Here is a 5,652-nt window from a genome sequence, read left to right on the forward strand (position 1 = left end):
ATGTGGAAATGGTGCAGAGAATCTTTAGGCGAAATATGTAAAACAGCAGAAAAAGAGGGGATTTACCTTCCCGTGGAGGCTTTTACCTCTTTTACTACACAGGTGTTTAATAGAGCCGAGCACATTTCCAAGATGATAAAAGAAGTTGGGAGCCCCTATTTAAAAGGTTTAGCGGATACGGATGTGATGGAAACTACAGGAAAGGATACCATTCATGATTTTATAAGGGAACTGGGAAATAATTTAATGCATGTACATTTTGTGGATGGTAATCCTGGAGGACATCTGGTGCCCGGAGAAGGCAGATTAGCAATGACGGAAGTGTTAAGGGAACTTAACAGTATAGATTATAAGGGATATCTAGGTCTGGAATTATTGGATAGAAGGTATGTTATGAATCCAGAAAAAGCCCTGAAAGATTCGCTCACGTGGTTCGAAAAACACCTGGAATGATAAAGAGGAGCGACTTTTTACTATTTTATATCACGAATTTCAAACCAAGAAAGTCGGTTCCCTATAGGAGGAATCGACTTTTTTAAGTACGCCCAGCACAGCATGAATGTTAACTTCAGAGCAGGAAATCCCGAACGGGATGGCAAGTCCCTGCCTTTAGCCAGTATTTGTCTTCCTTATTTCTGTTGCTCTAGTTGTGCAAAATACTGCTCGTTGTATAAGACGCTTGGATGAGTGGGATGGTGCAACTGAGCTATGCGATGATGCGATTTTGCCTGTTCGATGTCGCCGATTCGGTCGTAACACAGGCATAATTGCAAGTGTGGAAACCAGGTATAGTACGACGAATTGGTTAAGGCCATCACATCTTCCGAGGGCTCGATCAGCGTCGCTTGACGAAACCAATATATAGCTTGAGCATACTGCTCATCTTCAATGAACAAATTGCCGAAAACACAGCAGAACTGCGCGCGTGGTACATCAAGGGTAAGTGTGCGGAGCAGAGCCATACGTTGCTTCTGTTTTTGTTCTTGGCGACCGTAGCATTCCGCTAGCTTAAAGCAGGCAGCAATCCGATCTTCTGTCCACCCTCGATTCAGCTCCAGATAGTGTTCGTACTGCTGAATGGCTTCTAGTATACGCCCGTTATCATATAACTCATTGGCAAAGTAGTAGTGATCTCGTTCCGAAAAAACGGTGCCTTTTTCCCGCCGCTTGAGATATATGTTCAAATTACGGTCGGAGTGAGGGCGCGTCTTTTTATGGGTCACAGCCATATCACTGTGAAAGGTGCTGCCTGTGACATTCAGAAATTCGTGAACAAATCCAATCCATCTGAATCTGCGATCACGCCGTACAATTCGGTTTCTTTTGAGCTTATACAACGGCTGTCCCTGTTCATCTACCGAAAGCACATAATCCATGGTAATACTGTCATAGGAGAGGGTGGCTTGTTTTTTCCAGTTGAGAAAGGATAATCGATCTTTTTCTTCCAGTATGTCATCGGCATCCAGCCAAAATTGATATTCTTGCGTTGCCTGATCAAACGCATAATTGCGGGCAGCGGAGAAATCATCGCACCATTCAAAATGGTATATACGAGCGTTAAATGATGCAGCGACCTCTTGGGTCCTGTCGGTAGAGCCAGTATCCACGATGATCATTTCATCCACCAGATCATGGACTGATTTCAGGCAGGTATGAAGGGCTTCTTCTTCATTTTTGACAATCATGCATAAGCTGACAGTTACCATGCTCTTTGTCCCTCCCAAAAAACTAGGTATAATCCCCATTTTATTAGGATAGCTTGCTCATTATGTAGTAATTTCGACGGCGCGAGTAGAGATGATGTGATGATCATAAATCCAGTTCTGCTCTAATAAAATTAGAAAATCAAAGTTGGATGTTTGGGGGGAGAGTATGGATTGAGCGATGTGCGTGACATTCCAGGATAGGACGTGCGACAGGATGGGTTTTATGGTTGTATGGGAAGATTGTATTTGGGATTCATGTCGTTTTCATTGATATTTTCGGGCGTAAGTCCATTTATACCACGCTCACTCCCATATCGCTTGGTCGAACTTAGGGTATGCGTTAGGACATGGAGGGGGAACGGTTATGAGGCTTCCGCCTGATGGAGGCGTTGACACATGCGTATACTAATCGGCAGCCCGGTGCACCAGAAGCCGGAAATTTTATCTTTGTTTCTTCAAGCCTTGGAGCGTCTGGAGGCACCTGAGGTGCTGCCGGATTATTTGTTTGTCGATGATAATGACAATCCGATTTCAAGTCAGTGGCTAGTTGACTTTGCCAATCGGCTTCCAGGTCGGGTTCTCCCCTTGTTAACAGGCTCACAGCAAGTAGAGCACCGTAGTGATGAGCACACTCATTATTGGCCGCCTGCTCTCGTCTGGAAAGTGGCTGGCTTTAAAAATCGTCTTATTGAATATGCGCTTCAGCACAATTATGACGCGTTGTTTCTGGTCGATTCGGACCTGGTTCTTCATTCACGTACCTTGCGCAGGCTGGTGGAGACGGAAAAAGATATCGTATCAGAAATTTTCTGGACGCGTTGGCAACCGGAAGGACCGCTATTGCCTCAAGTGTGGGTCAGTGATGAATATAATTTGTTCCACCGCGAAGATGGCGAGGTATTGTCGGCAGAGGAGCGAGCGCAACGTGAGTTACATTTTATACACCAGTTGCATGTTCCAGGTTTGTATGAGGTGGGTGGGCTAGGCGCTTGTACCCTAATCCGCAGACGGGCGTTGGAAGCAGGAATTCATTTTGGTAAAATCAAAAACGTTTCTTATTGGGGAGAAGATCGACATTTTTGTATTCGGGCGGCTGCAATTGGGTTTCCACTTTTTGTGGACACACACTATCCGGCAATGCATCTATATCGGGAAGCCGATCGAATGAAGGCAGAACAGCTATTATCCACCCTAAAGTATTTTATTTCCAAACATCCAGAGCATTTAACACATATGGAACATTCCAATACTTCTCCCAGCGGTTCAGCCTTCAATCATCCAGCAGATTCAAGACCCTCTGAGTTCCTTGACCCTCCAGTTATACCCGATCATCTTCGTGAAACTGCTATCTTTGCCAAGTACACGGCGGATTCGTTTGTAGTACCACCAACGTTCACGGGTCCACGACAAAGCGAGCTTTATACACCGCCTGTCTCTAATCCTAAATTGACGCTGACCATGACGGTATACAATGAGGCAAATCGCAAGCTTACAGACGTGCTGCTGAGTCACCGGGAATACATTGACGAAGCAGTCATTATTGATGATGGTAGTCATGACAATAGCGCAGAGTTGTGCCGGGAGATCTTGCAAGGAATCCCACTGCGTCTGATCCGCAATGAAACCCCCTCTTTTACCAATGAAGTCGAACTGCGAAAGCAGCAGTGGAGAGAGACATTGGCTTCCTCTCCCGAATGGATATTAAGCATGGATGCTGACGAAATGTTTGAATCCCGTTTTGCCCAAGGGGTACATTCTTTGTTAGCGGGAACGAAAGCAGATACGATTTGTTTCAGGTTATTTGATATGTGGTCTTCCACGCATTATCGTGATGATGATTATTGGCAGGCCCATCGATATTACCGTCCTTTTTTAATTCGATATAAAGAAGGGTTCCCTTATAAATGGAAGGAGCAGTCCTTGCATTGTGGGAGATTACCCGAAAATGTACTTGATCTTCCCACTGAGATCAGCAACTACCGTATTCAACATTGGGGATGGTATACCCCTGCTATTCGTATGGCCAAATTTGAGCGGTACCAGCTGCTTGACCCAAGTGCGCGTTATGGATGGAAAGAGCAGTATGATTCCATTTTGGACTCGAACCCACGGCTTACACTCTGGGTGGACCAGGACAACAACAAAAATACAGAAAAAGAACCTGCATCAGAACATGAACCTGTCCAGCAGATACACGCACCGGATGTCGCCAAGGTGGCCAGTGTGCAGGTTATTGACAAACCCGACCTACAAATTAAAAGTGAAACCAAGGACCCATCTTATGGCAAGGAGAAGGTAAAGGGAGCAGAGCAGAGTGTAAAATGCAAACTGTGTGGCTCATCTGACACGATAGTATTTCATGATTATCAACGCTTTACCTTGATGGGCTGCGGCTCCTGTGGATTGGTTTTTCGTAAGGATGTGGATCATATTCAGACTGAGGAAATGATAGCAGAGATTTATAATGCCAATTGGGTTGCTATGCGAGATAGTGCAGCGGCGTCCACCTATGGGGATCATGCCCTTTTTGGACTCATGTTGCTCGATATGTTCAGTCCCGCAAAAGGGAAGCTGCTTGAGATTGGCTCAGGCACCGGAGAATTTATCCATGCTGCCCTCCAAGCTGGCTGGAATGCAGAGGGCATTGAGCCTTCTAGTGAATCGCGTGCTTATGCCAAATGCAATTATGAGGTAGAGCTATTACCCGGCTATTGGAACGGTGAAACAGAATTAGATGCTCAAACAGAACAATCCGTGGAAATTCACCGAGATCACGAAGATCAGGAAGGGATTGGGGCCGAAAGTTTAGAGGAAGAACTGGACTTATCGCTGGAGCACCCATACGAAGCCATAGCGTGCTGGCATGTGCTGGAGCATATCGCGGACCCGGTCGCATTTTTAACAGATCTGCGCGCACACCTTCAACCTGATGGGACGTTATATATTACGGTGCCTAATAAAAACTCGTTTACCAATGAGGCTTATGGCGTTAACTCGCCTTTATATACGGAGGAAGATCATTTGTACCATTATTCGGATCATACGCTAGCGCTCTTACTGGAAAAGTCCGGCCTGCGCCCGGTGTCTTTGTTCACCCGCCAGCTTCCCTCTGATCTGGATGCTTTGCTGCAAGCACACCCTTTGTACGGTGAGCTTACTTTTACAGAGCAAATGGGATTGTTGGCTAAGCTTCAAGGCGAGAAACGGGGTCATGAATTATGCTGTGTAGCAAGGGTAATCTAAATATCCCCGAAGGAGGCTACATTTATGGATATGGATGACCCGTACCTATCTCGCTTTTTTGTATATTCTGATCCCAACTCGTCCAACATGATTTACAGACTCCCTCAAAGCTGGTGGAGTCGTCCCTATGAGTATGAATGGTGTCTCCAATTTATGTCCGGGCAAGATACAGTATTGGACGCGGCATGTGGAATCCCTCATCCATTTAAATTTGAGTTGGCCCGTCGTTGCGCTCAGGTCTATGCCTGTGATCTAGATATACGAATTGTATCTGTGGATGCCATCTTGGCCGAGGTACGGCGGGATATTGGAGAGGAGGCCGCCGAGCGCATTCAGGAGATTTTACCGGTTCGGCTCCACACCGCACATGCCAATCTAACCGCCCTGCCCTATGAGAATGCCAGTTTTGACAAAATTGTATGTATTTCCGTGTTGGAGCACTTAACGCCTGATGAATCTTTGGCAGCCTTGTGTGAATTTCACCGAACTTTAAGGGATGACGGAATGCTGCTGTTGACGTTTGATTACCCTACAGTGGATCTTTCGGCGATGGAACAATGGATAGAAAAGGCGGGATTTTCGTATTGGAGTGGTGTAGATCTCAAGCTTCCACGGGGAGCTCTGCACACAGATATGTGGGGCGGCTTACATTGTTTTAGGACTGTTCTAAAAAAATATAAGAGTTAATGGTATGCGCAATGAG

At 45.9% G+C, this 5,652-nt stretch carries 4 protein-coding genes; 3 read left to right on the forward strand and 1 reads right to left on the reverse strand.

The annotated features are described in order from the left end of the window. A partial coding sequence (locus AC5V8P_RS22810; protein WP_495473892.1) for a sugar phosphate isomerase/epimerase family protein occupies window positions 1–453 on the forward strand: 453 nt, incomplete at its 5' end. A gap of 176 nt (window positions 454–629) precedes the next feature. Here the strand turns inward: AC5V8P_RS22810 and AC5V8P_RS22815 are convergent. After that, on the reverse strand, window positions 630–1,706 hold the full coding sequence (locus AC5V8P_RS22815) for a glycosyltransferase (protein ID WP_064796237.1): 1,077 nt from the start codon (window positions 1,704–1,706) through the stop codon (window positions 630–632). Window positions 1,707–2,102: 396 nt separating this feature from the next. Here AC5V8P_RS22815 and AC5V8P_RS22820 point away from each other — a divergent pair, with 396 nt between their 5' ends. Both AC5V8P_RS22820 and AC5V8P_RS22825 read left to right on the forward strand, forming a co-directional pair. Next, window positions 2,103–4,949, forward strand: a complete 2,847-nt coding sequence (locus AC5V8P_RS22820) for a methyltransferase domain-containing protein (RefSeq protein ID WP_063213135.1) — start codon at window positions 2,103–2,105, stop codon at window positions 4,947–4,949. A 24-nt stretch (window positions 4,950–4,973) separates the two neighbouring features. Beyond that, entirely contained in the window at window positions 4,974–5,636 is a 663-nt protein-coding gene (locus AC5V8P_RS22825) for a class I SAM-dependent methyltransferase (protein ID WP_064796236.1), read from the forward strand. Window positions 5,637–5,652 lie beyond the last annotated feature (16 nt).

The sequence above is a fragment of the Paenibacillus sp. N119s genome (assembly GCF_059447605.1).

What these genes read in the sequence shown, in the direction of transcription:
- AC5V8P_RS22825 (WP_064796236.1), top strand. Translation starts at nt 4,974, where the DNA reads ATGGATATGGATGACCCGTACCTATCTCGCTTTTTTGTATATTCTGAT.
- AC5V8P_RS22820 (WP_063213135.1), top strand. Translation starts at nt 2,103, where the DNA reads ATGCGTATACTAATCGGCAGCCCGGTGCACCAGAAGCCGGAAATTTTA.
- AC5V8P_RS22815 (WP_064796237.1), bottom strand. Translation starts at nt 1,706, where the DNA reads ATGGTAACTGTCAGCTTATGCATGATTGTCAAAAATGAAGAAGAAGCC.